20 protein-coding genes and 1 pseudogene are annotated in these 23,385 nt (G+C 60.1%); 10 read left to right on the top strand and 11 right to left on the bottom strand.

Annotated features, from left to right (window positions below; all coding sequences use genetic code 11):
• Nucleotides 1-185 precede the first annotated feature (185 nt).
• The 6 genes from PS14A_RS25190 (at nucleotide 186) to PS14A_RS25165 (ending at nucleotide 8,202) form a co-directional block, all read left to right on the top strand.
• Nucleotides 186-2,471 (top strand): ABC transporter permease subunit, encoded by a 2,286-nt coding sequence (locus PS14A_RS25190; protein WP_212617455.1) that lies wholly within the window; start codon nucleotides 186-188, stop codon nucleotides 2,469-2,471.
• 16 nt (nucleotides 2,472-2,487) lie between these two features.
• Nucleotides 2,488-4,158 carry a phosphate ABC transporter permease PstA gene (gene pstA, locus PS14A_RS25185; RefSeq protein ID WP_212617454.1) on the top strand — a complete coding sequence of 557 codons (1,671 nt, stop codon included), beginning with the start codon at nucleotides 2,488-2,490 and terminating at the stop codon, nucleotides 4,156-4,158.
• A gap of 114 nt (nucleotides 4,159-4,272) precedes the next feature.
• Nucleotides 4,273-5,106, top strand: a complete 834-nt coding sequence (gene pstB, locus PS14A_RS25180) for a phosphate ABC transporter ATP-binding protein PstB (RefSeq protein WP_016772482.1) — start codon at nucleotides 4,273-4,275, stop codon at nucleotides 5,104-5,106.
• A gap of 119 nt (nucleotides 5,107-5,225) precedes the next feature.
• A complete protein-coding gene (gene phoU, locus PS14A_RS25175) occupies nucleotides 5,226-5,987 on the top strand; it encodes a phosphate signaling complex protein PhoU (RefSeq protein ID WP_016772483.1) in 762 nt (253 codons plus the stop codon).
• Nucleotides 5,988-6,164: 177 nt separating this feature from the next.
• On the top strand, nucleotides 6,165-7,097 hold the full coding sequence (locus tag PS14A_RS25170; protein ID WP_130910101.1) for a response regulator: 933 nt from the start codon (nucleotides 6,165-6,167) through the stop codon (nucleotides 7,095-7,097).
• 208 nt (nucleotides 7,098-7,305) lie between these two features.
• A complete protein-coding gene (locus tag PS14A_RS25165) occupies nucleotides 7,306-8,202 on the top strand; it encodes a M23 family metallopeptidase (RefSeq protein ID WP_122506249.1) in 897 nt (298 codons plus the stop codon).
• Between the two features lie 172 nt (nucleotides 8,203-8,374).
• Here the strand turns inward: PS14A_RS25165 and PS14A_RS25160 are convergent, their stop codons facing one another.
• From PS14A_RS25160 to phoB, 3 genes are all read right to left on the bottom strand, one after another.
• Nucleotides 8,375-9,715 carry a hemolysin family protein gene (locus PS14A_RS25160; protein ID WP_016772486.1) on the bottom strand — a complete coding sequence of 447 codons (1,341 nt, stop codon included), beginning with the start codon at nucleotides 9,713-9,715 and terminating at the stop codon, nucleotides 8,375-8,377.
• Between the two features lie 123 nt (nucleotides 9,716-9,838).
• Nucleotides 9,839-11,125, bottom strand: coding sequence for a phosphate regulon sensor histidine kinase PhoR (gene phoR, locus PS14A_RS25155; RefSeq protein WP_221264854.1), 1,287 nt, complete (start codon nucleotides 11,123-11,125; stop codon nucleotides 9,839-9,841).
• A gap of 138 nt (nucleotides 11,126-11,263) precedes the next feature.
• Complete coding sequence (gene phoB, locus PS14A_RS25150) at nucleotides 11,264-11,953, bottom strand: phosphate regulon transcriptional regulator PhoB (RefSeq protein WP_007896474.1); 690 nt, start codon at nucleotides 11,951-11,953, stop codon at nucleotides 11,264-11,266.
• Between the two features lie 151 nt (nucleotides 11,954-12,104).
• Between phoB and PS14A_RS25145 the strand changes: the two genes are divergently transcribed.
• Nucleotides 12,105-12,488, top strand: a complete 384-nt coding sequence (locus tag PS14A_RS25145) for a hypothetical protein (protein WP_130910098.1) — start codon at nucleotides 12,105-12,107, stop codon at nucleotides 12,486-12,488.
• 117 nt (nucleotides 12,489-12,605) lie between these two features.
• On the opposite strand, the gene ubiA is transcribed toward PS14A_RS25145, so the two are convergent.
• Both ubiA and PS14A_RS25135 read right to left on the bottom strand, forming a co-directional pair.
• A complete protein-coding gene (ubiA, locus tag PS14A_RS25140; protein WP_212617453.1) occupies nucleotides 12,606-13,496 on the bottom strand; it encodes a 4-hydroxybenzoate octaprenyltransferase in 891 nt (296 codons plus the stop codon).
• Complete coding sequence (locus tag PS14A_RS25135; RefSeq protein ID WP_212617452.1) at nucleotides 13,496-14,056, bottom strand: chorismate lyase; 561 nt, start codon at nucleotides 14,054-14,056, stop codon at nucleotides 13,496-13,498. Before PS14A_RS25135 ends, ubiA begins: the two co-directional genes overlap by 1 nt.
• Nucleotides 14,057-14,257: 201 nt before the next feature.
• Between PS14A_RS25135 and PS14A_RS25130 the strand changes: the two genes are divergently transcribed.
• The 3 genes from PS14A_RS25130 to PS14A_RS25120 all read left to right on the top strand — a co-directional run bounded on the left by PS14A_RS25130 (nucleotide 14,258) and on the right by PS14A_RS25120 (nucleotide 16,060).
• Nucleotides 14,258-14,425, top strand: a complete 168-nt coding sequence (locus tag PS14A_RS25130) for a rubredoxin (protein ID WP_003177199.1) — start codon at nucleotides 14,258-14,260, stop codon at nucleotides 14,423-14,425.
• 20 nt (nucleotides 14,426-14,445) lie between these two features.
• Entirely contained in the window at nucleotides 14,446-15,594 is a 1,149-nt protein-coding gene (locus PS14A_RS25125) for an FAD-dependent oxidoreductase (RefSeq protein WP_212617451.1), read from the top strand.
• Between the two features lie 190 nt (nucleotides 15,595-15,784).
• Nucleotides 15,785-16,060 carry an HU family DNA-binding protein gene (locus PS14A_RS25120; protein ID WP_003213368.1) on the top strand — a complete coding sequence of 92 codons (276 nt, stop codon included), beginning with the start codon at nucleotides 15,785-15,787 and terminating at the stop codon, nucleotides 16,058-16,060.
• A 103-nt stretch (nucleotides 16,061-16,163) separates the two neighbouring features.
• On the opposite strand, the pseudogene PS14A_RS25115 reads toward PS14A_RS25120, so the two are convergent.
• The 6 genes and pseudogenes from PS14A_RS25115 to tssI form a co-directional block, all read right to left on the bottom strand.
• Nucleotides 16,164-16,325: pseudogene (locus PS14A_RS25115) on the bottom strand (phosphatidate cytidylyltransferase); the annotation flags it as partial.
• Nucleotides 16,326-16,369: 44 nt separating this feature from the next.
• A complete protein-coding gene (locus tag PS14A_RS25110) occupies nucleotides 16,370-16,990 on the bottom strand; it encodes a hypothetical protein (RefSeq protein WP_130910094.1) in 621 nt (206 codons plus the stop codon).
• Between the two features lie 26 nt (nucleotides 16,991-17,016).
• The gene (locus tag PS14A_RS25105) at nucleotides 17,017-19,347 is read right to left on the bottom strand and encodes a lipase family protein (RefSeq protein WP_212617450.1); all 2,331 of its coding nucleotides are present in this window, start codon (nucleotides 19,345-19,347) and stop codon (nucleotides 17,017-17,019) included.
• Entirely contained in the window at nucleotides 19,344-20,135 is a 792-nt protein-coding gene (locus tag PS14A_RS25100; protein WP_212617449.1) for a hypothetical protein, read from the bottom strand. The genes PS14A_RS25105 and PS14A_RS25100 overlap by 4 nt, the downstream gene beginning before the upstream one ends.
• On the bottom strand, nucleotides 20,132-20,980 hold the full coding sequence (locus tag PS14A_RS25095) for a DUF4123 domain-containing protein (protein ID WP_212617448.1): 849 nt from the start codon (nucleotides 20,978-20,980) through the stop codon (nucleotides 20,132-20,134). The genes PS14A_RS25100 and PS14A_RS25095 overlap by 4 nt, the downstream gene beginning before the upstream one ends.
• Complete coding sequence (gene tssI, locus PS14A_RS25090) at nucleotides 20,977-23,001, bottom strand: type VI secretion system tip protein TssI/VgrG (protein ID WP_212617447.1); 2,025 nt, start codon at nucleotides 22,999-23,001, stop codon at nucleotides 20,977-20,979. Before tssI ends, PS14A_RS25095 begins: the two co-directional genes overlap by 4 nt.
• Between the last annotated feature and the right edge of the window lie 384 nt (nucleotides 23,002-23,385).

The raw sequence follows: 23,385 nt of genomic DNA, 5'->3' as shown, positions 1-23,385 counted from the left end.
CTGCGATCTTTTGATCTGGCCTCTGACCGCAAGATCAAACGATCGCAGCCTCGGTTCCCTCGTCAGCTCCTACACAGGCTCCACAACTCGAATTCTCGATTCCTCCTCCAGTCTCCGCTGGTGGCGGATTTGCTGCGTCACTGCATTGTCATCTTTCTGTCATACAGGATCGCTAGGGTGTGCGCATGAATGATCTGGCCAATTCCCCAATGACTACGACTTCCCCCCCCAAGCGCATTGATTTCAATACGCCTGAGCTGCAACGCAAGCGCCGCATTCGCGCGCTCAAGGATCGCTTCACCCGTTGGTACGTCCTCGTCGGCGGCCTGGCGGTGCTCGCGGCCATCACCCTGATCTTCTTCTTCCTCGCTTACGTTGTTGCGCCCCTGTTTCAAGGTGCCGACCTGACCGCGAAAGACTCGATCACCCCGGCCTGGATGCAGGACGCCGGCAAGCCGCTGATGATCTCGCTCGAAGAGCAGAATCAGGTAGCCATGCGTGTGTCCGACAAGGGCCAGGCGCTGTTCTTCGATCTCGACAGTGGCGCTGAATTGAGGCGTGTCGATCTGCCGCTGCCTGCGGGCGCCACCGTGACGTCTATTGGCGAAGACCAGCCGGGTCATCCGCTGGTGGCCGTGGGTCTGTCCAACGGTCAGGCGCTGGTGTTCCGTCACACCTATAAAGTCAGCTACCCCGATGGCAAGAAAACCATCAGCCCGGCCATCGAATATCCCTATGGCGAGGCACCGATCGCACTGAACGAAAGCGGCGGCGCGCTGGAGCATGTCAGCCTCAACGCCACCGATTCGACGCTGATGCTGGTCGGCTCCACCGGCTCGCAACTCAATGTGCTGTCGCTGACCAGCGAAGAAAACATGATGACCGGCGAAGTCACCAACGAGCAGACGCGCATCGATCTGCCGCAAATGACCGAGCCGGTGAAAAACATCTTCGTCGACCCGCGCCAGCAGTGGCTGTACGTGGTCAACGGTCGTGCTCAGGCCGACGTATTCAGCCTGCGCGACAAGAGCCTCAACGGGCGCTACAAACTGCTGGAAAACGCTGACGCCCAAGTCACCGCCACCGCGCAGCTGGTCGGCGGTATCTCGCTGATCATCGGCGATTCCAAGGGCGGTCTGGCCCAGTGGTTCATGGCCCGCGATACCGATGGCGAGCAGCGTCTGAAGCAGATCCGCACCTTCCAGATGGGCACCACGCCGATCGTTGAAATCGCTGCCGAAGAACGCCGCAAAGGTTTCCTCGCCCTCGATGCCAGCGGCAAGCTCGGCGTGTTCCACAGCACCGCGCACCGTACGTTGCTGGTCGATCAGGTGGTTGAAGGCCAGGGCTTGTTCGGTCTGTCGCCACGCGCCAACCGGGTGATCGTCGAAGCCGGCGGCAAGCTGCAACCGCTGCTGCTCGACAACCCGCACCCGGAAGTATCGTGGAGCGCGCTGTGGAGCAAGGTCTGGTACGAGAACTACGACGAGCCTAAATACGTCTGGCAATCGACCGCCGCCAACACCGATTTCGAACCGAAACTGAGCCTCTCGCCGCTGACCTTCGGCACCCTGAAAGCCGCGTTCTACGCCATGCTGCTGGCCGCGCCACTGGCCGTCGCTGCGGCGATCTACACCGCGTACTTCATGGCCCCCGGCATGCGCCGCAAGGTCAAACCGGTGATCGAGTTGATGGAAGCGATGCCGACGGTGATCCTCGGTTTCTTCGCCGGTCTGTTCCTCGCGCCATACGTAGAGGGCCATCTGCCGGGCATCTTCAGTCTGCTGATGTTGCTGCCGATCGGCATTCTGGTCGCCGGTTTCACCTTCAGTCGTCTGCCTGAATCGATCCGCCTGAAAGTCCCGGACGGTTGGGAAAGTGCGCTGCTGATTCCGGTGATCCTGTTTGTGGGCTGGCTGTCGCTGTACATGAGTCCGTTCATGGAGAACTGGTTCTTCGGTGGCGACATGCGCATGTGGATCTCCCACGACCTGGGCATCACCTACGACCAGCGCAACGCTCTGGTGGTCGGTCTGGCCATGGGTTTCGCGGTGATCCCGAACATCTACTCGATCGCCGAAGACGCCGTGTTCAGCGTGCCGCGCGGCCTGACCCTGGGTTCGCTGGCCCTCGGTGCGACGCCGTGGCAGACCATGACCCGCGTGGTGATCCTGACCGCCAGCCCGGGGATTTTCTCGGCGCTGATGATCGGCATGGGCCGTGCGGTCGGCGAAACCATGATCGTGCTGATGGCCACCGGCAACACCCCGGTCATGGAGATGAACCTGTTCGAAGGCCTGCGCACCCTGGCCGCCAACGTCGCGGTGGAAATGCCCGAGTCGGAGGTCGGTGGCAGCCACTACCGCGTGCTGTTCCTCTCGGCGCTGGTGCTGCTGCTGTTCACCTTCGTCATGAACACCCTGGCAGAACTGATTCGTCAGCGTCTGCGCAAGAAATACTCGTCGCTTTAAGCAAAGGTAGAAGTCTGTGAAACAGAACTCCCTGAAAGGATGGTTCAAGAGCGGCGCCCCGGGCGTCTGGATCAGCGGTGGCGCGGTGTCCATCGCGGTCATCATGACCATTGGCCTGTTGGCGGTGATTGCCGTGCGCGGTCTCGGTCACTTCTGGCCGGCGGATCTGATCCACGCGCATTACGACGTGCCGGGCCAGGCCAATCACCTGGTGATCGGCGAAGTGGTGCAGAAAGAAGAAGTGCCGCGCGCACGTCTGAAGAGCGCCGGTTTGCCAGTGCCTGACGAAGGTCCGGAATTCATGACCCGCGAGCTGATCAAGGTAGGCAACCGTGACCTGAACGGCAACGACTTCACGTGGATCGTCGGCGAGTGGCTGACCAAGCAGACCACGCCGCCGGAGTTGATGGCGATCGAGCGTCGTGAATGGGGTAACTTCTACGGTTACCTGGTCAACGTCAAACAGGACGGCAAGGTCATCGCCGAGGGCGAGGCCGCATGGCCTGAACTGCAAGCGCGCATCGACCGTGTGAACGATCTCGCGGCTCAACTGAAGACGCTGGAAAAAACCGACATCGGCGCGATCAACGCCGGCCTCGAACGCATCCGTCTGCATGGCCGCAAACTCGAGCTGGAAGGCAAGCTCGACGCCACCGCACAAGCGGACATGGAGTCCGAGCGCGCCGAGCTGGATGCGCGCTACAAGGACATCGAAGCACGTTTGTCTGATTTGCATGCTCAGTTCAACCGCGATGCGCTGACTGCTCGCGATGCCAACGGCAAGGAAATCGAAATCGGTCTGGGCAAAGTCGTGCACGCCTACCAGCCGAACGCGATGAGCACGCTGACCAAAGTCGGTTTCTACTTCAGCAAGATCTGGGAATTTCTCTCCGACGACCCGCGTGAAGCGAACACCGAAGGCGGGATCTTCCCGGCGATCTTCGGCACCGTGATGATGACCCTGATCATGGCGATGATCGTCACCCCGTTCGGCGTGCTGGCGGCGGTGTACCTGCGCGAATACGCCAAGCAGAACACTCTGACCCGGATCATCCGCATCGCGGTGAACAACCTCGCCGGCGTACCGGCGATCGTCTACGGCGTGTTCGGTCTGGGCTTCTTCGTCTACGTGCTGGGTGGTTCGGTGGACCGCTTGTTCTTCCCCGAGGCACTGCCGGCGCCGACCTTCGGTACGCCGGGCCTGCTTTGGGCTTCGCTGACCCTCGCTCTGCTGGCGGTACCGGTGGTGATTGTGGCGACCGAAGAAGGTCTGGCGCGGATTCCCCGCACTGTGCGTGAAGGTTCGTTGGCCCTCGGCGCGACCAAAGCGGAAACGCTGTGGAAAATCGTTATCCCGATGGCCAGCCCGGCCATGATGACCGGCATGATCCTCGCCGTGGCCCGTGCCGCCGGTGAAGTGGCGCCGCTGATGCTGGTGGGGGTGGTGAAGCTGGCGCCGTCGCTGCCGGTGGACGGCAACTACCCGTACCTGCACCTGGACCAGAAAATCATGCACCTGGGCTTCCACATCTATGACGTCGGCTTCCAAAGCCCCAACGTCGAAGCAGCCCGCCCGCTGGTGTACGCCACCGCGCTGCTGCTGGTGCTGGTGATCGCAACGCTGAACCTGTCGGCGGTGTATATCCGCAACCACCTGCGTGAAAAATACAAAGCACTGGATAGCTAACCGATAAGCCACAAGCGGCAAGCTACAAGCGGCAAGAAAGTGCTGCTCGCCGCTTTGCTCAAAACTTGCAGCTTGCAGCTTGAAGCTTGCAGCTACGAACGGAGTGAGAACCCCATGCAGCACGAAACACACAGCCACGGCATCAACATGTCTGCCCTGGGCCGCGACAAGCAGAGCCTGGACCTGGCGCAGGAAACCGTTGCCATCGAAGTGCCGGGCCTGAGCCTGTACTACGGCGAGAAACAGGCACTGTTCGACGTCAGCATGAACATCCCCAAGCAGCGCGTGACCGCGTTCATCGGCCCGTCCGGCTGCGGCAAGTCGACGCTGCTGCGTACCTTCAACCGGATGAATGATCTGGTCGACGGCTGCCGCGTCGAAGGCGCGATCAACCTGTACGGCAACAACATCTATCGCAAGGGCGAAGACGTTGCCGAGCTGCGTCGTCGCGTCGGCATGGTGTTCCAGAAGCCCAACCCGTTTCCGAAGACCATTTACGAAAACGTGGTCTACGGTCTGCGTATCCAGGGCATCAACAAGAAACGCATTCTCGACGAAGCCGTTGAGTGGGCGTTGAAAGGCGCGGCATTGTGGGATGAAGTCAAAGATCGCCTGCACGACTCGGCCCTCGGCCTGTCCGGTGGTCAGCAACAGCGTCTGGTCATCGCCCGCACCATCGCGGTCGAGCCGGAGGTGTTGCTGCTCGACGAGCCGTGCTCTGCTCTCGACCCGATCTCGACGCTGAAAGTCGAAGAGCTGATCTACGAGCTGAAGTCCAAGTTCACCATCGTCATCGTGACTCACAACATGCAACAGGCGGCACGGGTGTCCGACTACACCGCGTTCATGTACATGGGCAAACTGGTGGAATTCGGCGATACCGATACCCTGTTCACCAATCCGGCGAAGAAGCAGACCGAAGACTACATCACCGGTCGCTATGGCTGATTGGGGCAGCCGCAAGCTTCAAGCTTCAAGCGGCAAGAAAGATGCGGTGCGATATCAGGACTTACACATAACTGCTTGAAGCTTGCAGCTTGAAGCTTGCAACTTTCGCGGAGCGAATAATGATTTCTAAAGAAGGCCTTACCCATCACATCTCTGCGCAGTTCAACGCCGAGCTTGAGGAAGTGCGCAGCCACCTCCTGGCCATGGGCGGGCTGGTCGAGAAGCAGGTCAACGACGCGGTGACCGCGCTGATCGAGGCCGATTCCGGCCTGGCTCAGCAGGTCCGTGAGATCGATGACCAGATCAACCAGATGGAACGCAACATCGACGAAGAATGCCTGCGCATTCTCGCCCGTCGTCAGCCGGCGGCGTCCGACCTGCGTTTGATCATCAGCATTTCCAAGTCGGTGATTGACCTCGAGCGTATCGGCGATGAAGCCACCAAGATCGCCCGTCGTGCCATCCAGTTGTGCGAAGAAGGCGAAGCGCCGCGTGGTTACGTCGAGGTGCGCCACATTGGCGACCAGGTACGCAACATGGTGCGCGATGCGCTGGACGCGTTCGCCCGTTTCGACGCCGATCTGGCTTTGTCGGTGGCGCAGTACGACAAGATCATCGACCGCGAATACAAAACCGCCCTGCGTGAGCTGGCCACCTACATGATGGAAGACCCGCGCTCTATCTCGCGGGTGCTGAGCATCATCTGGGTCCTGCGTTCGCTGGAGCGTATCGGCGACCATGCGCGCAACATCTCCGAACTGGTGATCTACCTGGTGCGCGGCACCGACGTGCGCCACATGGGCCTCAAGCGCATGAAGGAAGAAGTTGAAGGCACAAGCGCTGAAACCGCTAATGTTCCGGGCGAAGCTGACGATAAGTAAGATTGCCTGAGAAAAGCGCCCGGCCCTCTGGCCGGGCGTTTTTGTTTGTGCTTTTCACAAGGCAGATCGAATTAAAAAGCAGCACCCGCGAACGAAAAGTCCCGGCGTGACTGAAGAGTTTTGGCAATGTGCCATCAGCCAGCGTTATGCTTGCCGGGATTTTAATAGGGGTGTTGGATGAGCAAGATCAGTGTATTGGTCGTGGACGATGCTTCGTTCATTCGTGACCTGGTGAAAAAGTGCCTGCGTAATTACTTCCCGGGGATCCGCACCGAGGACGCTATCAACGGCAAGAAGGCCCAGGCCATGCTGGCCAAAGAGGCTTTCGACCTGGTGCTGTGCGACTGGGAAATGCCGGAAATGTCCGGCCTCGAACTGCTGACCTGGTGCCGCGAGCAGGACAACCTCAAGACCATGCCGTTCGTCATGGTCACCAGCCGCGGCGACAAGGAAAACGTCGTGCAGGCGATTCAGGCCGGCGTTTCCGGCTACGTCAGCAAGCCGTTCACCAACGAGCAACTGCTGACCAAGGTCAAGCAGGCACTGAACAAGGTCGGCAAGCTCGACACCTTGATGAACAGCGCGCCGACCAAGATGAATTCGGCGTTCGGCAACGATTCCCTGAGCGCCCTGACCGGCGGCAAGCCTGCCGTGGTCGGCGGCGCTGCGGCCAGGCCTGCCGCTGCTGCACCCGCTCCAGCCGCTGCACCGTCGCGCGGTTTGCTCAACAGCCCGCCAGTTCAGGCGCCCGGTGCATCCAAGGCGCCGGTGGGCGGTCGTGGGCAGGGCCAGCTGCGGTTGCCGAGCGGCAATCAGCAATGCGTGATCAAGGCCTTGAGCATCAAGGAAGCCCTGCTGGTAGTGAAGCGCACCGAAACCCTGCCGCAGATCCTCGACAGCGCCGTGCTCGATCTGGAGCAGGGCGATAACGCCGAGATCGCGCGCCTCAATGGTTACCTGCACGCCATCGTCGCCCACGAGCAGAAAGCCGACAGCGACTGGCTGCAACTGACCTTCCGCTTCGTCGACCAGGATGCGCAGAAGCTCGACTACATCTCGCGCCTGATCGCCCGGGGCACGGCGCAGAAGCACTTCGTACCCGGCGCGTAAGCTTCGTCGCCCGATAGGCCGCCTTCGCGAGCAGGCTCGCTCCCACCCTGGAACGCATTCCAAATGTGGGAGCGAGCCTGCTCGCGAAGGGGCCAGCCGAAACACCACCCATCTCCCGCGCTGGGCAATTTGAAACATCTGTCGACTAGCCTGGTCTGTCTCAGCTGCTAGGCTGATTCCCAGGCCTTCCATCGACAGACTTTTGCCCATGCTCGCGCGCCTGCTGTTTTTCTGCGGTCTCTGCCTGGCCTCCCAGCTGGCGATGGCCATGACCATCTACAAATCCACCGATGCCAATGGCGTGGTCTCGTACAGTGACCGCCCGAGCAAAGGCGCGAAGGTGTTCGTGTTTCAGGATCGCATGGTCGAGCGCCTCGACCGCCAGGTGTACCTGGACATCAAGAAGCAGAAGGGCGTTGATGTAGTGTTTGCGCGCAACGATCTGTACGCGCCGGTCGAGGTTGCCCTGGCCTTCATCGGCACGAGCAATGTGCGTGGCGCGCCAGCGCAGGCGATCCGTCGCGTGCTGCCACCGCGCAGCAATACGCGGCTGGCGCTGCTGACGGCGATCAGCCGCGACCAGCCGCTGGTGTACTCGCCGCAGTTCCAGTATTCGCTGGGCGACCCCGCAGGCACCGCGCAGAGCTATCGCTATCCGCTGCCCTGGCGTGGCGGGCCGTTTCGCCTGAGTCAGGGCGCCAACGGCCAGTACAGCCACTATGGGCCGAAGAACCGCTACGCCATGGACATCGCCATGCCGGTGGGCACGCCGATCATCGCCGCGCGAGCGGGAGTGGTGGTCAAGACCGAGAACTCCCAGAGCGGACGCGGCACCGACGCCTCCGGCAACTTCGTCCGGGTGCTGCACGATGACGGCACCATGGGCGTGTACCTGCATCTGAAACAGGGTTCGGTGAGTGTGCGCGAAGGACAACGGGTGAAGGTCGGCAGCCCGCTGGCGCTGTCCGGCAACACCGGCAACAGCAGCGGCCCGCACCTGCACTTCGTGGTGCAGCGCAATACCGGAGAAGGGCTGGTGTCGATTCCCTATCAGTTCAACCAGCCGCTGGGGGCGTTGCCCAACTTTGCGTTGGGCAAGCAGTAGGCGCGATAGGGTGTTGAGGGTTTTTGTGGCGAGGGGATTTATCCCCGTTGGGCCGCGAAGCGGCCCCAAATATTGCGACTCTGTACTAACTGACTGCATTCAATGGTTTTGGGACGGCTGCGCCGTCCAACGGGGATAAATCCCCTCGCCACAAGAGCTCCCCAAACTCCCATCAATCCAGCATCAACACCTTGGCCAGGACAATCTTCGGCCCTTTCATTTTCTTGATGATGATGCGCAGGCCTTCGACTTCCAGCACTTCTTCCTCTTCCGGCACCCGTTTCAGGGTTTCGTAGACCAGCCCGGCGAGGGTTTCCGCTTCGATGTGATCCAGATCGATGCCGAGCAGGCGCTCGACCTTGAACAACGGCGTATCGCCACGCACCAGCAACTTGCCCGGCTGATAGGCGAGGATGCCGCGCTCTGCCTTGCGGTGTTCGTCCTGAATGTCGCCGACCAGCACTTCCAGCACGTCTTCCATGGTCAGGTAGCCGATGATGTTGCCGTCAGCCTCCTCGACCACGGCGAAGTGCGAGCCGCCCTTGCGGAACTGCTCCAGCAGTTGCGACAGCGGCATGTGCCGCGATACGCGCTCCAGCGGGCGGGTCAGCTCGGCCAGGTTGAACGACTCGGGAATGTGGTCCAGCGCGGCCAGTTCCAGCAGCAGATCCTTGATGTGCAGCAGGCCGACGAACTCCTGGCGCTCGCTGTCGTACACCGGATAACGGCTGAACTTGTGGCGACGGAACATCGCCAGGATTTCCTTCAGCGGCGCATTGAATTCGAGGGTGATCAGGTCTTCGCGGGAGTTGGCCCAGTCGACCACTTCCAGCTCGCCCATTTCCACGGCCGAGGCCAATACGCGCATGCCCTGATCGCTGGGATCCTGGCCACGGCTGGAGTGCAGGATCAGTTTCAGTTCTTCGCGGCTGTAATGGTGTTCATGGTGCGGGCCGGGTTCGCCTTGCCCGGCGATACGCAGAATCGCGTTGGCGCTGGCATTGAGCAGGTAGATCGCCGGGTACATCGCCCAGTAGAACAGGTACAGCGGCACCGCCGTCCACAGCGACAGCAGCTCGGGTTTGCGGATCGCCCACGACTTGGGCGCCAGCTCGCCGACCACGATGTGCAGGTACGAAATGATGAAGAACGCGGTGAAGAACGACACGCCTTTAATGATCTCGGGCGAGTCGACGCCGACCGCGCTCAGCAGCGGTTCGAGAATATGCGCAAATGCCGGTTCACCGACCCAGCCCAAGCCAAGGGAGGCGAGGGTGATGCCGAGCTGGCACGCCGACAGGTAGGCATCGAGCTGACTGTGCACGGTGCGCAGGATGTGCCCGCGCCAGCCGTGTTGTTCAGCGATGGCCTCGACCCGGGTCGAGCGCAGTTTGACCATGGCGAATTCCGCCGCAACGAAAAAGCCGTTGAGCAACACCAGGATCAGAGCAAAAAGGATCATGCCGAAGTCGGCGAAAATGGTAGCGAGGGACAAGCCAGGGGAAGGGTCCATGATGGAGTTTTGCGGGTTCCGTGTGATTCGAAAGTAGGGAGAAACAGCGCCTGAAAGGCAGGCACAAGTCAGCCAATGTAGCGGCTGACCGTGCGATTGCCTAGTGGCGTGTGCCGGGCGGCATCACTCGGTGGCGCTGATCGCCCGTGCGCTGGCCACCTGGGCCGGGGCGAAATGGCAGGTGAAGGTGCTGCCGTGACCGGGCACGCTGCTGATCTCCATGCGTGCGCGGTGGCGCAGCAGCACGTGCTTGACGATTGCCAGGCCGAGGCCGGTGCCGCCGGTGTTGGAGTTGCGGCTGGAGTCGACGCGGTAGAAACGTTCAGTCAGGCGCGGCAAGTGTTTGCTGTCGATGCCGATGCCGGAATCCTGCACGCTCAGGTGCGCGCCCTGATCGTCGCCCCACCAGCGAATGCGGATGTTGCCCTCGGCCGGGGTGTACTTGACCGCGTTGAACACCAGATTGGAAAACGCACTGCGTAGTTCGGCCTCGCTGCCCTTGAGCAGCACTCCGGCATTGGCCTCGAGGCTGATGCGCTGGTTCTTCGCTCCCGACAACTGCTGCGCATCGCTGGTGATCGATTGCAGTAGCGTGTCGATCTGCACCGGCTGGTTGTCCGACGGGTAGTCGGTGGCTTCCAGTTTCGCCAGCAACAACAGGTCGTTGAGCAGCGTCTGCATGCGCCCGCCCTGTTGTTGCATCTGTTGCAGGGCTCGGCTCCAGCGCGGGTTCACTTCCTCGACATTGTCGAGCAGGGTTTCCAGATAGCCGCAGATCACCGTCAGCGGTGTGCGCAGCTCGTGGGAGACGTTGGCGATGAAGTCCTTGCGCATCTGTTCCAGCTGATGAATGCGCGTGACATCGCGCACCAGCATCAGGTGTTCATTGTTGCCGTAGCGGGTCAGGTACAGCTGAATGCGCACGCGATCGTTGGTCGGCGAAGGGATTTCCAATGGCTCGGCGAAGCTGTCCTGCTCGAAGTATTCCTTGAAGCGCGGATGGCGCACCAGGTTGGTCACCGGTTGGCCGCTGTCCTGCGGAGTCTTCAGGCCGAGCAGGGTTTCGGCGGCGCGGTTCCACCATTCGAGGTTGCCGTCGCTGTCGAGCATGATCACCGCGTCTTTCAGCGCGGCGGTGGATTCCTGCACCCGGTCGATCACCGCTTGCAGACGTCCGCGCACCCGTTGGTCGCGGCGTTGCAGGTGATAGATGCTGTCGAACACCTCGCCCCACAGACCATAGCCATCGGGCGGTGCTTCGTCGGGTTGATGCTGGCGCAGCCATTCGTGCAGACGCAGCAGTTGCTTGAGCGTCCAGGCCAGATAAAGCCCCAGACCCGCTGCGAGGCTCCAGCCGTAATAGCCGGTGATCAGGCCGATCACCAGGCAGGCGGTGACCAGCAACAGCATGTGGCGAATCAGGGTGCCATGCCAGTTTTGATTCACAGAGGCGTCCTTAGCCGCAGTTTCAAGTTTCAAGTCGCAAGCACCAAGCTAACGCGGATCGGCTTTCACTTGCCGCTTGTAGCTAGAAACTTGCAGCAGCTTTTATGCTTTTGTGGAGAACCGATAACCGGTGCCGCGCACGGTTTGTACCAGATTTTCGTAAGCGTCGCCGAGGGCCTTGCGCAGGCGGCGGATGTGCACGTCGACGGTGCGCTCTTCGACATAGACGTTGCCGCCCCAGACCTGGTCGAGCAACTGGCCACGGGTGTAGGCGCGTTCCTGATGGGTCATGAAGAATTGCAGCAGGCGGTATTCGGTCGGGCCCATTTCGGCGGGTTTGCCGTCGATGGTCACGCGGTGGCTGATCGGGTCGAGCAGCAGGCCGCCGACTTCGATCGGCGCTTCGCCATCGGTCGGTCCGGCGCGGCGCAGCACAGCCTTGAGGCGGGCGACCAGTTCACGCGGCGAAAAAGGTTTGGTGATGTAATCGTCGGCGCCGACTTCCAGGCCCTGGATCTTGTTGTCCTCTTCGCCCTTGGCGGTGAGCATGATGATCGGGATGTCCCCGGTCAGCTCGTCACGCTTGAGGCGCCGGGCCAGTTCGATGCCCGAGGTGCCGGGCAGCATCCAGTCGAGCAGGATCAGGTCCGGTTTGCGGTCGACGATGATGGCGTGGGCCTGCTGCGAGTTCTCTGCCTCGAGGCAGTCATAGCCGGCCATTTCCAACGCCACGGCGATCATTTCGCGAATGGGCGCTTCGTCGTCGACGATCAGAATGCTCCTGCCAACCATGCCTTAATCCTCTTGTCATTTAACTGTCTTGCGCCGCATTAGATAACGGAATTATTGCAGTCGTGTGACAGTATTTCAGAGTGGCGGCGTTTGTGCTGATCCTGAACTAAGCTCCAAGTCCGAATCCTGACAACCACAAAAGAAGGTTTCCATGACTCAGATGACTGCTTCGTTCAAAGCCCTGCTGATGGCCGCCGCCCTGACATTACCGGGGCTGGCCATGGCGGCCGATCCGGCGATGGAAAAGGACGGCATGTACACCGACCACAAGGGCATGACCCTGTACACCTTCGCCAAGGACTCCGCTGGCAAGTCCGCGTGCAATGACACGTGCGCGGCAAACTGGCCGCCGCTAATGGCGACAGCGAATGACAAGTCGATGGGGGACTGGACGGTAATCACTCGTGATGATGGCAGCAAGCAGTGGGCCTACCAGGGCATGCCGCTGTACACCTTCGTGATGGACAAGAAGGCCGGCGACATGACCGGCGACGGCAAAATGGACGGCGCGTGGAAAGTTGCCAAGGCCAAATAACCACGACGCACAAGACTGTGGGAGCGAGCCTGCTCGCGAAAAGCGGTGTGTCAGCTATTGCAGAGGTGACTGACATGACGCCTTCGCGAGCAGGCTCGCTCCCACAGGTGTCATGCATCAGCGCAGTGCATAATCCAGCACGATCCCGACAAAGATCGCCAACCCTGCCCAGTGGTTATGCAAGAACGCCTTGAAGCAACGCATGCGGTCGCGATCGCGGGTGTACCAGAACTCCCACGCATAACATCCCGCAGCCACCAGCAAACCGAGGTGAAACCAGATCCCCAGCTCGAACTTCGACCCGGCCAGAATCAGGCAGGCCAGCGACAATGCCTGCAAGCTGAGGATGATCACCCGATCCGCTTCGCCAAACAGTATCGCCGTGGATTTCACGCCGATCTTCAGGTCGTCATCCCGATCGGTCATCGCGTAATAAGTGTCATAACCCACCGTCCACAGCAGATTGGCGATCCACAGCAACCACGCCGCTGCTGGCAACTCGCCGGTCTCAGCGGTAAAGGCCATTGGCATGCCCCAGGAAAACGCCGCGCCCAGCACCACTTGCGGGTAGTAGGTGTAGCGCTTCATGAACGGATAAGTGAATGCCAGCGCCAGACCACCCAGCGACAGCCAGATCGTCGGCGCGTTGGTGCACAGCACCAGCAGAAAACTGATGCCCATCAGCACGGCAAAGAACACCAGCGCTTCCTTCGAGCTGATCCGGCCAGCGGCGAGCGGCCGTTGCGCGGTGCGTTTGACGTGGCCGTCGACCTTGCGGTCGGCCCAGTCGTTGATCACGCAGCCGCCGGCGCGGGTCAGCACCACGCCGAGGACGAAAATGACGATGTTGGCCAGCGACGGTGAACCCTTGCCGGCAATCCACAGCGCCCACAGCGTCGGCCACAGCAACAGGTAAATACCGATCGGCTTGTCCATGCGCGTCAACTGCACGAAATCCCAGGCGCGCGGGTTCAGACGGTTGAGGGACTTTAGCAGGCTCTGATACATCAGCAGTTCTCCGGATGGGCGCGGGCGGCGTCCCACAGGCTCGGCAGGAAGATTTCCGCGACCAGCACGCTCAGCGCGCCACGGTCGAAACGCGAACGCCGGCCCCACAGCTCAGGGGTTTTCACCACTGGCGGCAACCATTGCTCGGGGTAGCGGCAGACTTCAATGGCGCGGCGCTGAAATGCGCGATCACAAAACAGCAATTCGCCCAGCGAGCGGCTGCCCAGTTCATCCATGTGCAAGCCATCGCCTTGCAGGGCCGCCCGCGAGGCAACGCTGCGGGCAAACACCCAGGCCTCGCCGTGGCCGCGCAAATACACCTCACGCACCCAGCCTTCGCTGCCCTCGGCCAGCTCCAGTGCCGCGCATTCATCAGCGCGCAAGGTGTCCCAGCCTTCGAACAGCGGCGACACGCTGAAGCCGTCCTCGGACAAACGGGTCAAACGGCGGGTCAGCGAGCCTTCGTCGAACAACCAGTCGAGGGTCAACGGATCGGGGCGGGGCGTCAGGCGGTCTTGGGTCAGCCAGAGCGGGGCGGGGCAGGCATTTGAATGTTGCACAATGAGTCATTATTGGCCGCAAATGAGGCGGCGAGCTTACCATGGCGGGCGACAGGATTGAGCGGCGCCGGCCGCCGTTGCGCCGAACAGGCTTGCATCTGCGCGGCACCCTCAGTACAAAACGCCCTGAGCCGGATGGCAACGCAGCACCCATCGACCGTCCGCGCCGGCACTACGCCTGAACCCTGAGGAAGTACCTGAATGAAGAAGTGGCAATGTATCGTCTGTGGCCTGATCTATAACGAAGCCGATGGCTGGCCGGATGACGGCATCGCGCCGGGCACCCGCTGGGAAGACGTACCGGCAGACTGGCTGTGCCCCGACTGCGGCGTCGGCAAAATGGACTTCGAAATGATCGAAATCAACTAAGCAAATCAGAGGAGTAAGGCATGAGCGCACCAGTCGTCATCATCGGCACCGGGCTTGCGGGCTACAACCTGGCCCGCGAGTTTCGCAAGCTCGACAGCGAAACCCCGCTGCTGCTGATCACCGCCGATGACGGCCGCTCTTACTCCAAGCCGATGCTCTCCACCGGTTTCGGCAAGAACAAGGATGCCGACGGCCTGAGCATGGCCGAGCCCGGCGTCATGGCCGAGCAGTTGAAGGCCGAAGTGCGCACCCACACGCGCATCAGCGGCATCGACGCTGGCCACAAACGCTTGTGGATCGGCGAAGAAGCCGTGTCCTATCGCGACCTGATTCTGGCCTGGGGCGCGGAAACCGTGCGTGTGCCGATCGAAGGCGACGGCGCGGAACTGGTGTTCCCGATCAACGATCTGGAAGACTACGCGCGGTACCGTGCCGCAGCGGCGGGCAAGCGGCGGGTGTTGTTGCTCGGCGCCGGGCTGATCGGCTGTGAATTTGCCAATGACCTGATCCTCGGCGGCTACGAAGTGCAACTGGTCGCGCCGTGCGAACAGGTCATGCCGATGCTCTTGCATCCCGCCGCTGCGGCGGCCGTGCAGGCCGGGCTGGAAAGTATCGGGGCGAAGTTTCACCTCGGCCCGGTGCTGACCCGCCTGGAGAAAGTCGCCGATGGCCTGGAAGCGCACCTGTCCGATGGCCAGATCATCCCCTGCGATGTAGTGGTCTCGGCGATCGGCCTGCGCCCGCGCATCGATCTGGCGGCAGCTGCCGGCGTGCAGGTCAATCGCGGCGTGATGGTCGATCGTTACCTGAAAACCTCCCACGCCAACATCTACGCCCTGGGCGATTGCGCCGAAGTCGACGGGCTCAATCTGCTCTACGTGATGCCGCTGATGAGCTGCGCCCGCGCATTGGCGCAAACCCTCGCTGGTAACCCGACCGCGGTCAGCTACGGGCCGATGCCGATCACCGTGAAAACCCCGGTGTGCCCGCTGGTGGTGTCGCCGCCGCCACGGGGCAGCGAAGGCGTTTGGAGCGTCGAAGGGCAGGGCGCCGACGTCAAAGCGCTGTGCCACGGTGCCGACGGTCAGTTGCTCGGTTACGCCCTGACCGGCGGGGCGGTCATGGAAAAACTGGCCCTGAACAAACAGCTGCCGCCGCTGCTGGCGTAAATGCCGGTCGTTCTGTCGCAAACACCGCTCTTTTGCCCCGACAAAGGTCTTGGGGAGACTGGCGCCGCCGTTGGCGGCGTGCCATTCTCACTCCCGTCTGCCGCAGAGTAGAGCCTGCGGCGCCTTGGGCGCTGTTCCAACGAGAACAGCACGGACATAACAACAAAAAACCGTCAAAGGGGCTTCACTAATGCGTAAACCAGAACTCGCCGCTGCAATCGCCGAAAAGGCAGACCTGACCAAAGAACAGGCCAACCGCGTCCTCAACGCCGTCCTCGAAGAAATCACCGGCGCCCTGCACCGCAAGGACAGCGTGACGCTGGTCGGCTTCGGCACCTTCCTGCAACGCCACCGCGGCGCCCGCACCGGCAAAAACCCGCAGACCGGCGAACCGGTCAAGATCAAGGCCAGCAACACCGTGGCATTCAAGCCAGGCAAATCGTTGAAAGACAGCGTCAATCCTTGATGGCGGCGTGCTCCCCTGAATGACGGGGAGAGCCGCAAATGAGAAATGGGCACACCGATTGCGGTCGGGTGCCCATTTTTTGTGGTTGGAGCATTCGTCTAGATCAGACGGAGAAGAAGTAACGCGTCAGGTGAAAGAAGAGCGGTGCCGCGAAGCATATCGAGTCCATCCAATCGAGGATTCCGCCGTGACCTTTGATCATTGTGCCCCAGTCCTTCGCGCTCAGACTGCGTTTGATAGCGGACATGACCACGCTGCCTAGCCAGCTTGCGGCAGTCATTGGGACTTAAGCGTCGGGCAGCACGCCGACTACTCGGTCATCCGAACTGTTAATCGCAATGGCTTATCCTGGAATTGCTCAATTCGTAGCCTGCCCAGAATTTCATCGTTCGTACTCTGCCCTTTGCATACCAATTCATATTTGAAGACTTTACTTAACCGGGAGTCCGCATATTTACACTCGACTGAAAGCAAGTTCTCGTTCGACCCATGCTCGTCCAGTGGTTCATCTGCCAGGTCATTAATATGTATCCAGACGGCGCTTAAGCCAAGTTTCTCTGGATCCTCGGTCATGTCCATGATCCAGATTTTGATTTCGCTGAGGAGCGTGAGACAGCCCCCAATGCTGGGAAGTAATTTGACGTTGAACTTGGCGGTCTGCGCAGTGGGTTGCCAAGGTTGTTTAAATTTTTTGACTCCAAGGTTGGGGTCTCTTGCGTAGTTTTCTGGCGCGTAACAGTAATATGGGGAAAACGGCTGATAGTACGCTTCGGCGGTGACGCTAAAATTCGCAGGGATGTCCATGTTCAGTGTCGCCGAACTGGAGAACGAGTTGCATCCAGTTCCAAATATTATGAAGCTGGCCAATAACAAAGCGCGGATCGAGTGCGTTGCAGTCGCGAAGTTTAACTTGGGGGATAACGAGAGCATCGGTACTTCCTTGTTGACTGATTAAGTTAAATGAACGAATCAATATCCAGCTGAAACGGCGCGCCAACTGCATGTCCACCGGTCATCGCGGCGATAGCGGCGTCGTGGTCTTCAGCGGCTGGCGGGATCATCGCCAGTTGCTCCTGAACCAGGTTTTCAGGGTGGGCGTTCCAGCGCAGCAAACTTTCCTCGACCCATTCGGGCTGGTCGGCATAGCTGCCGTAAACGTCGGTCTCAGTGACCCGTTGACTGCGCAGCGCTGTCAGGCGGGCCTTGGTCATGCTGATCTTGTCTATTTCCTGATTGAGCATCAGCGTCTTGTGCACGCGCTCCTGCTCTCGCACGTAAGAACGGTGGTTGTTTTGCAGATCGCGCTTAATGGCCCGCAGCTGTTGCTGAATATTCTCCAGCGCGCTGCTGATCCACTCGAATTCGCGATTGGTCACCAGCGAACGCTTGAGCTGCAGTGCTTCCTGCCAACGGCGCAAGCTGGCCCAGCAGCCGGGGATGTAGCTGCCGACCATTGAGTGGTGACCCCGGTCGAACAACTGCCGCAGAAACGATCCGCGTTCGGGCAAGCCGTTGGTAGCGCGCAGGGCCTTGGCGCAGCCGTGATCGACGATCGTGCTGCAACCCGGCTCCCAGAGAAGGGAGGATCGGTGGTCCTTGTCGAACTCAACGGGCATGAAATGGCGCAAAGCACCGTGATGCCCATAGTCGTCGCCAAAGAAATTGATGATTCCCCAGATCAGCAGGCCGAGGCCGGCGACCGGGTTGAAGCCCAGCACCACGGCGTTGGTTGCGTACATCGGCCCAGGCTTGGCAAAGGTGTTCATCCAGGTCGCCGGCACGCTCGGTACCGGATCGTTCTGATTGACGATGCGGTGATGCACCAGCGATCTGGCGCTTTCGATGAAGGTGGTGTCGCCGGCGCGGGGGGCGCCGTAGGTGTAGAGCACGATTTGCGGGGAGAACTCCAGGTTGCGTCTCAGCATCTCGGACAGGATCAGTGCAACTGCACCGCCCAGACTGTGACCCGTGATCAGAAGCTTTTGCCCGCTGTAGAATTTTTCCAGATAAGTCACGATAAATGGATAAGCCGCCAAGGCGCCACCGTAGAAACCGCGGTGCACTTTGCCTTCGCCTTCGGCAAAGGGAACCTGATAGGCATCCCCGTCACGCAAGCCGTCGGGCCAGAACTCACTGGTACCTCGCACGCTGATCAGGATCAGTTCGTTGTGGTGGCAGATGAAAGCTTGGGTATCAGTACTGTTGTCTTTGTTACGGTCATCGAGACAGTGCAACTTGGCCGGGTGTTCTTGTTCGTCGCCCAACGCGGGGTCATTCACTTCGGGGTAAAGGTTCGGGTCGAACGGCACCACTTCCAGGCGTTTCGAATACGGCACGTCTTCGTACAGTGGGTAGTATTTCTGCGTTTGCGAGTCATCGACCTTCCACAACTCGTCGAACTGCGGTAGCGCGTGGCCGAACCAGTTGCCGCTGCTGGGCTGTACCGGAAAGCTTACCGTGTCGGTCTGCACCGGTTGAGTGTTGGGTTCCTGTCCGAAATCGGTGTAGCTCAGCGTCGCCATCACCGACAGCTGATAAAGGTTGAGCGCGCAGAACGCGTCGCCTGTCGACAGCATTGGCCGTAGCGCTCTCATCGGCCGTACTTCCAGCACATGGTGTTTGTTCGGCAGCAGTGCGACGCCCTTGGGCGGCGGCGGGGAAAACCCCAGTTCGACGGTGGCCATCTCCGCCGCACTCAAGATTGTGTGCAGTCCGCCATCCGCAGAAGTTTTATCGACGAGCGTGAAGTCTCTGGACTTCGCCGCCGATCGCATGAGCTTGTGCGCCGCCCTCTTCGGAGGGTCGCGACGAGCAACCAGTGGTGGCAGGTGGGCGATGTGCTTTACCAGTTCACTGACTTCGACCTGACAGTACGCGTCGGTTTCGGGCAGGTCCTTGGCGGGGTTTGCCTGGGTGCGAGTGCCTGTTTTGTGGAAGAAGCGGGTTTTTTCGGCGCGGACTTGGAGTTCGGTGATGGGAAGGGGGTAGTCCAGTCTTTTTCTCAAGTCTCGATACAGCGCTTCTGCTCCTTGAAAAGGCTTATTCAGCTTGAGCACTACCGGGCCACAATGGTGGTTGTTTACCTTTGCCCAGCCTTTCGCATCCAGTTTTCCAGTATGAACGGTATCTTCGTAGTCGGTGATCTCATATGCCAAGCCGGCGTAGGGTGTGCCATCTCCGAACTCATTCACCAATTGAAAACTGGTCGAATGCCCGCGCATCGGGCAGGCGTGGATATCACCTTGCATGAAGGTGGTAACGCTTGTCGGTAAGGATTCAGCGTTCATGGAGTCTCGTCCGTGTTTTCGTTGCAACTTGGATAGATGGTGCAAATCCGTCCATCCACCATTCTGAAGGTGCTGAAGTCTTCATAATTTCCATTGCAATAACCACGCTGGTCCTCATAGCCTTCCCCCATACAGCGCTTCCAGCCACCAGGAACCTGGACCCAAGTGTCCCCCCAACCAGGTTGCTCTTCATTCGCTAGGTTTATTTTCAACCTCACGGTTTTTCCTGGTAGTTGATCCAGTGTGTACGCGCCATGAGGGCGGCTCCGGGCTACATTTCCTTCTTGATCCATTCCTTTACATCTCAACATTTTTATTAGGTTACGCTTGGGGCTGACTGTCCGAAAAAACCACATGCATTCGCCTGTAAACTCACCCAGGCCGTCCTCGTTGAAAGTGCCCTTTAGTCGTTCCAGCAACTCTGGACGCACGAAAATCGAGGCGTAGTCCATGCTGAAGTTGCTTCGGCCTTTTCCATAAAAACCGATGAGCTTGATTTCCACTTTGTTGAGCGCCAACGGACAATCGCTGACGGTTTTGTACAACTCGATTTCCGCAGTGCTTACATATTCCATGGTGGGTTTATTGAAGCTCACCCAGAAATCCGGCTTTCCTGGCACGCGGCAGGTTTCACCCGCTGCGGGCAGGTAGATAGCCTTCAGCTCATATTTGAATCCAGGTGGAAAATCCGGAACAAACGTAAACGTGTTCGGGGTCTTCACCGTCGTACAACCCACCAGCAATCCCAGGCAACCACTCAGCAGCAACCCTCGTTTCAAGTTCCTCATCGACCTACCTCTCCCTGCCAATACAACGCTTCCTGATATACCCGCTCAAAATGCATCGCCGGATCTTCACCGGGTTTGGGCAGCCATGATTTGCCTGGCCGATATCCCGGTAACTGCAAACTGCGGGTCAGCAAGAAATGCACTTGCTCCGGTTGTTGCCAGCCCCACAATTGCGTCAGTTGAATCAGGCCCCACAGCCACTCATCGACGTCGAGCTGTTCGGCCAGCGTGGCCATGGCTTCGGTGTGTTCGCCGACCAGGTAACGGCGGGTGTTGTCGAACAGCACGTTGGCGTAGATCAGCTCCGGGGTCGGCGTGTGCAGCCAAGGCGGATCCATCGGCAGCGGGTGGTGGCCGGGGTCCGGGTTGTCGATCGCGTTCCATCGCTCTGCGTGCCAATAGCAGACGCTGTTGAATGGCCCGAGAAACGCCGCGCGGTGCTGGGGTTGCAGGTGCGCCAGCGCACGGCCCAGAACCCGGTTGTCATGCATGCGGTACACCGCCTGATTCGGGCGTTCGCCGGTTATCAGGCGCTCACGCCAATGCGCCGCCAGCGCGTCAAGTTCGACGTGACGGGCACTGGCCAGCCAGCCCCAATTGCGCTCGGGCCTGGCGAGCAAGGTCTGGATGGCTGGATGCTGCGCCGTATCGATCTGCAACAGCAGCGGGCCGGTCGGCACCAGCGACTCGGCCGGCGTGCCGCTGTAGAGCGGACGAAACCGCTCGGTGCCGAGGTCGCGGGTCAACGCAGCGTGCTCTGCGCTTTGGCCGTCGGTGTCGAGCATCAGATACAGTTCGCAGCCGGCGCGGGACTGAGCGTGCAACCATTGTTCGACCGGGCTCATGCGACTTCTCCCAGCTCGCACAGACCCGCTGCGCAGGCTTCGCACAGCGGGCAAAAATCCGCTGCCTGCTGGCGGGCACTGTTGACGATCGATAGCGGCGTGGCGCTGTTCGGAAGAACCAGGCCAGCCTCTGCCTGTAGCGGCTGTAGCGGTGCGAGCCCCGGTAGTGGCGCTCCGCCCTGAACGATGGGCACGCTGCTGAAAATCCCGCCGGCATTGATCACGATGTGATGACCGCCCGCTGACAGCGTCAAGCTCATGCCGGCATCGATCACCACGTTGCTTGCCGTGACATGCGCCTGCTGGCCGGCCTGGATCACCAGGGCGCCCAGGGTCTGGCTGCTGGTGCCGCTGACCTGCAACAAGTCATCGGCGTTGATCACGGTGCTGCGCAGCCCTTGATGAGTGCGCGAATCCCTGCCCTCAATGAGGCTGGTGCTGTCATTGCCGACATGCTCATGGCGGTCGCGAGTGATCAGGCTGCGGCTGTCGTTGAGGATCAGTTGCTCGAGGTCGCGCTGCGCGCGCAGGTAGATCTTCTCCTGCCCGGCGCGATCCTCGATCGACAGTTCGTTGTAGCCGCCATTGCGCGGTGAGCTCTGGCTGCGTAATACCGTGCGGGTTTTACTCGCCGGCAAGGGATGGGCGACGGCATTGACCTTGTTGGCGATGCAGCCGGTAATCAGCGGTTGGTCCGGGTCGCCTTCCAGGAAGGTCACGACCACTTCCATGTCGACCCGGGGAATGGTCACCGCACCGAATCCGTCACCTGCCCAACTGGACGCTACGCGTAACCAGCAGCTGCTTTTTTCGCTGTTGCGTTCAGCGCGATCCCAAGGAAACTCGACACGAACCCTGCCGTACTCATCGCAGAAGATCTCTTCTCCGGGAGGCCCGGTAACGCGCGCGGTCTGGCAGACCAGCAAGGGTCTTGGCGCGGGCAAAGGCGGGCGGAAAACCACTTCTGCGGGAATGGCCCTGAAGGTATTGCGATAGCCCTGGGAAAAACCATCGGCAGGTTTCGCCTCGCTGCTGAAAGCCTCTTCGAGCACTGCCGGTTGCTTGCCTTCGTGACTGAGACTGACCAACAGCCACAACTCGTTGCACTCGGCCCTGGGATGTTCGCTCAGCTCGAACAGGTGACCGCTGCGCAAAATCGCCTGATCGCTTTTGCCTTCAATCCATTGATAGTCGCTGCGATGGCGCTCCAAGGCCTGACGCGCCAGCTGTTTGCCGTGCTTCTCGGACTTCATCAACAGTGGATAGCGATACTCCTCCAGAGCCGGCGTGAACTCTGCGGTGAAGCGGCTTTCCAGCAGCAGGCTTGGCCGCTTGAGGTCATAGTCACGGCGGGTGACGGTGCTGGTACGGGTGTTGAAGCCCATGGTCAGGTGGTTGACCACCGGGTGTTCGGCAACCATGCCGCTATCAACCCGAAAGTCTGTCGTACCCAATTTGCGTGCGAACACCGGGCTGTCGCTGAACACCAGCAAGTGCCCGTCGAGCGAATGTTGATGGTGCCAGGCGATACCCTCTTCGGCGCACAGGCGCTGGATGAACAGGAAGTCGCTTTCGCCGTATTGCGTGCAGTACTCACGATGCTCACCGGCGGCGACATTGAACGTGAAGTCATCGGCCTGGATGCCATGCCCTTTGAGGACTTGCGCGACGATCTGCGGCACGGTCAGTTGCTGGAAAATCCGCTGGTCGTGGCTCAGTTGCAGATAATGCAGCGCCGGTACCAGTGTCAGTTCATAACGGGTCAGGCGCTTGCCTGATTCGCCGAGCATGACGTTTTCGATCCGCCCGTGAATGCCTTCGCCCGCTGATCCGAACTGCAGAAACGCGGGCTGGCTGAGGAGGCTTTCCAGATCGAAATCCGCGTGCTCGCTCACCAGCTCGATGCGAAATGCGTACAGCTGACTGATGGCTTCAGTGCCCGTGAACGCGAGCACCTTGAAGTCGTGACGAATGGCCGGGATGTGCAATGAGAATGGCGCGCAGTGGCCTTTGCCGAACATGGGCTTGTCCTTAAGCAAAGTGAGTCAAAGCGCGATACCGTCCTCCCTGATCGCCGCGCATGAAAAGTGGCCAGGGCAAGCTAGCGGCGTGGCAAACTAATTGATGTAAGAAGTATCCCTGAAATTTGTCAGAGTATTCCGGTGTGGAAGTCTTGGTCGTGATGCGAGAAGTATCTGAAGGACGCGGCTTCGATAACTATCGAGTTTGCAATGTATGAAGGATTTCGGAAGTTTTCAGAAATATGAAATGCCATCATTATAGTGGCACTTTCTGCGTTGATCGTTGTCGCGGAGAACTTATTGAAGCAAACCAGTCATTTTCGGAAGTGTCCTACTTCTATTTTTTTTTGAATTTGGCATGCTGCACGCCGCTTGGGGGTACGA

The organism is Pseudomonas sp. 14A, from assembly GCF_018132745.1.
GTDB lineage: Bacteria > Pseudomonadota > Gammaproteobacteria > Pseudomonadales > Pseudomonadaceae > Aquipseudomonas > Aquipseudomonas mercuritolerans.
Note: the sequence above shows the minus strand (reverse complement) of the source record. Positions and strands in the feature narration are given on the sequence as shown.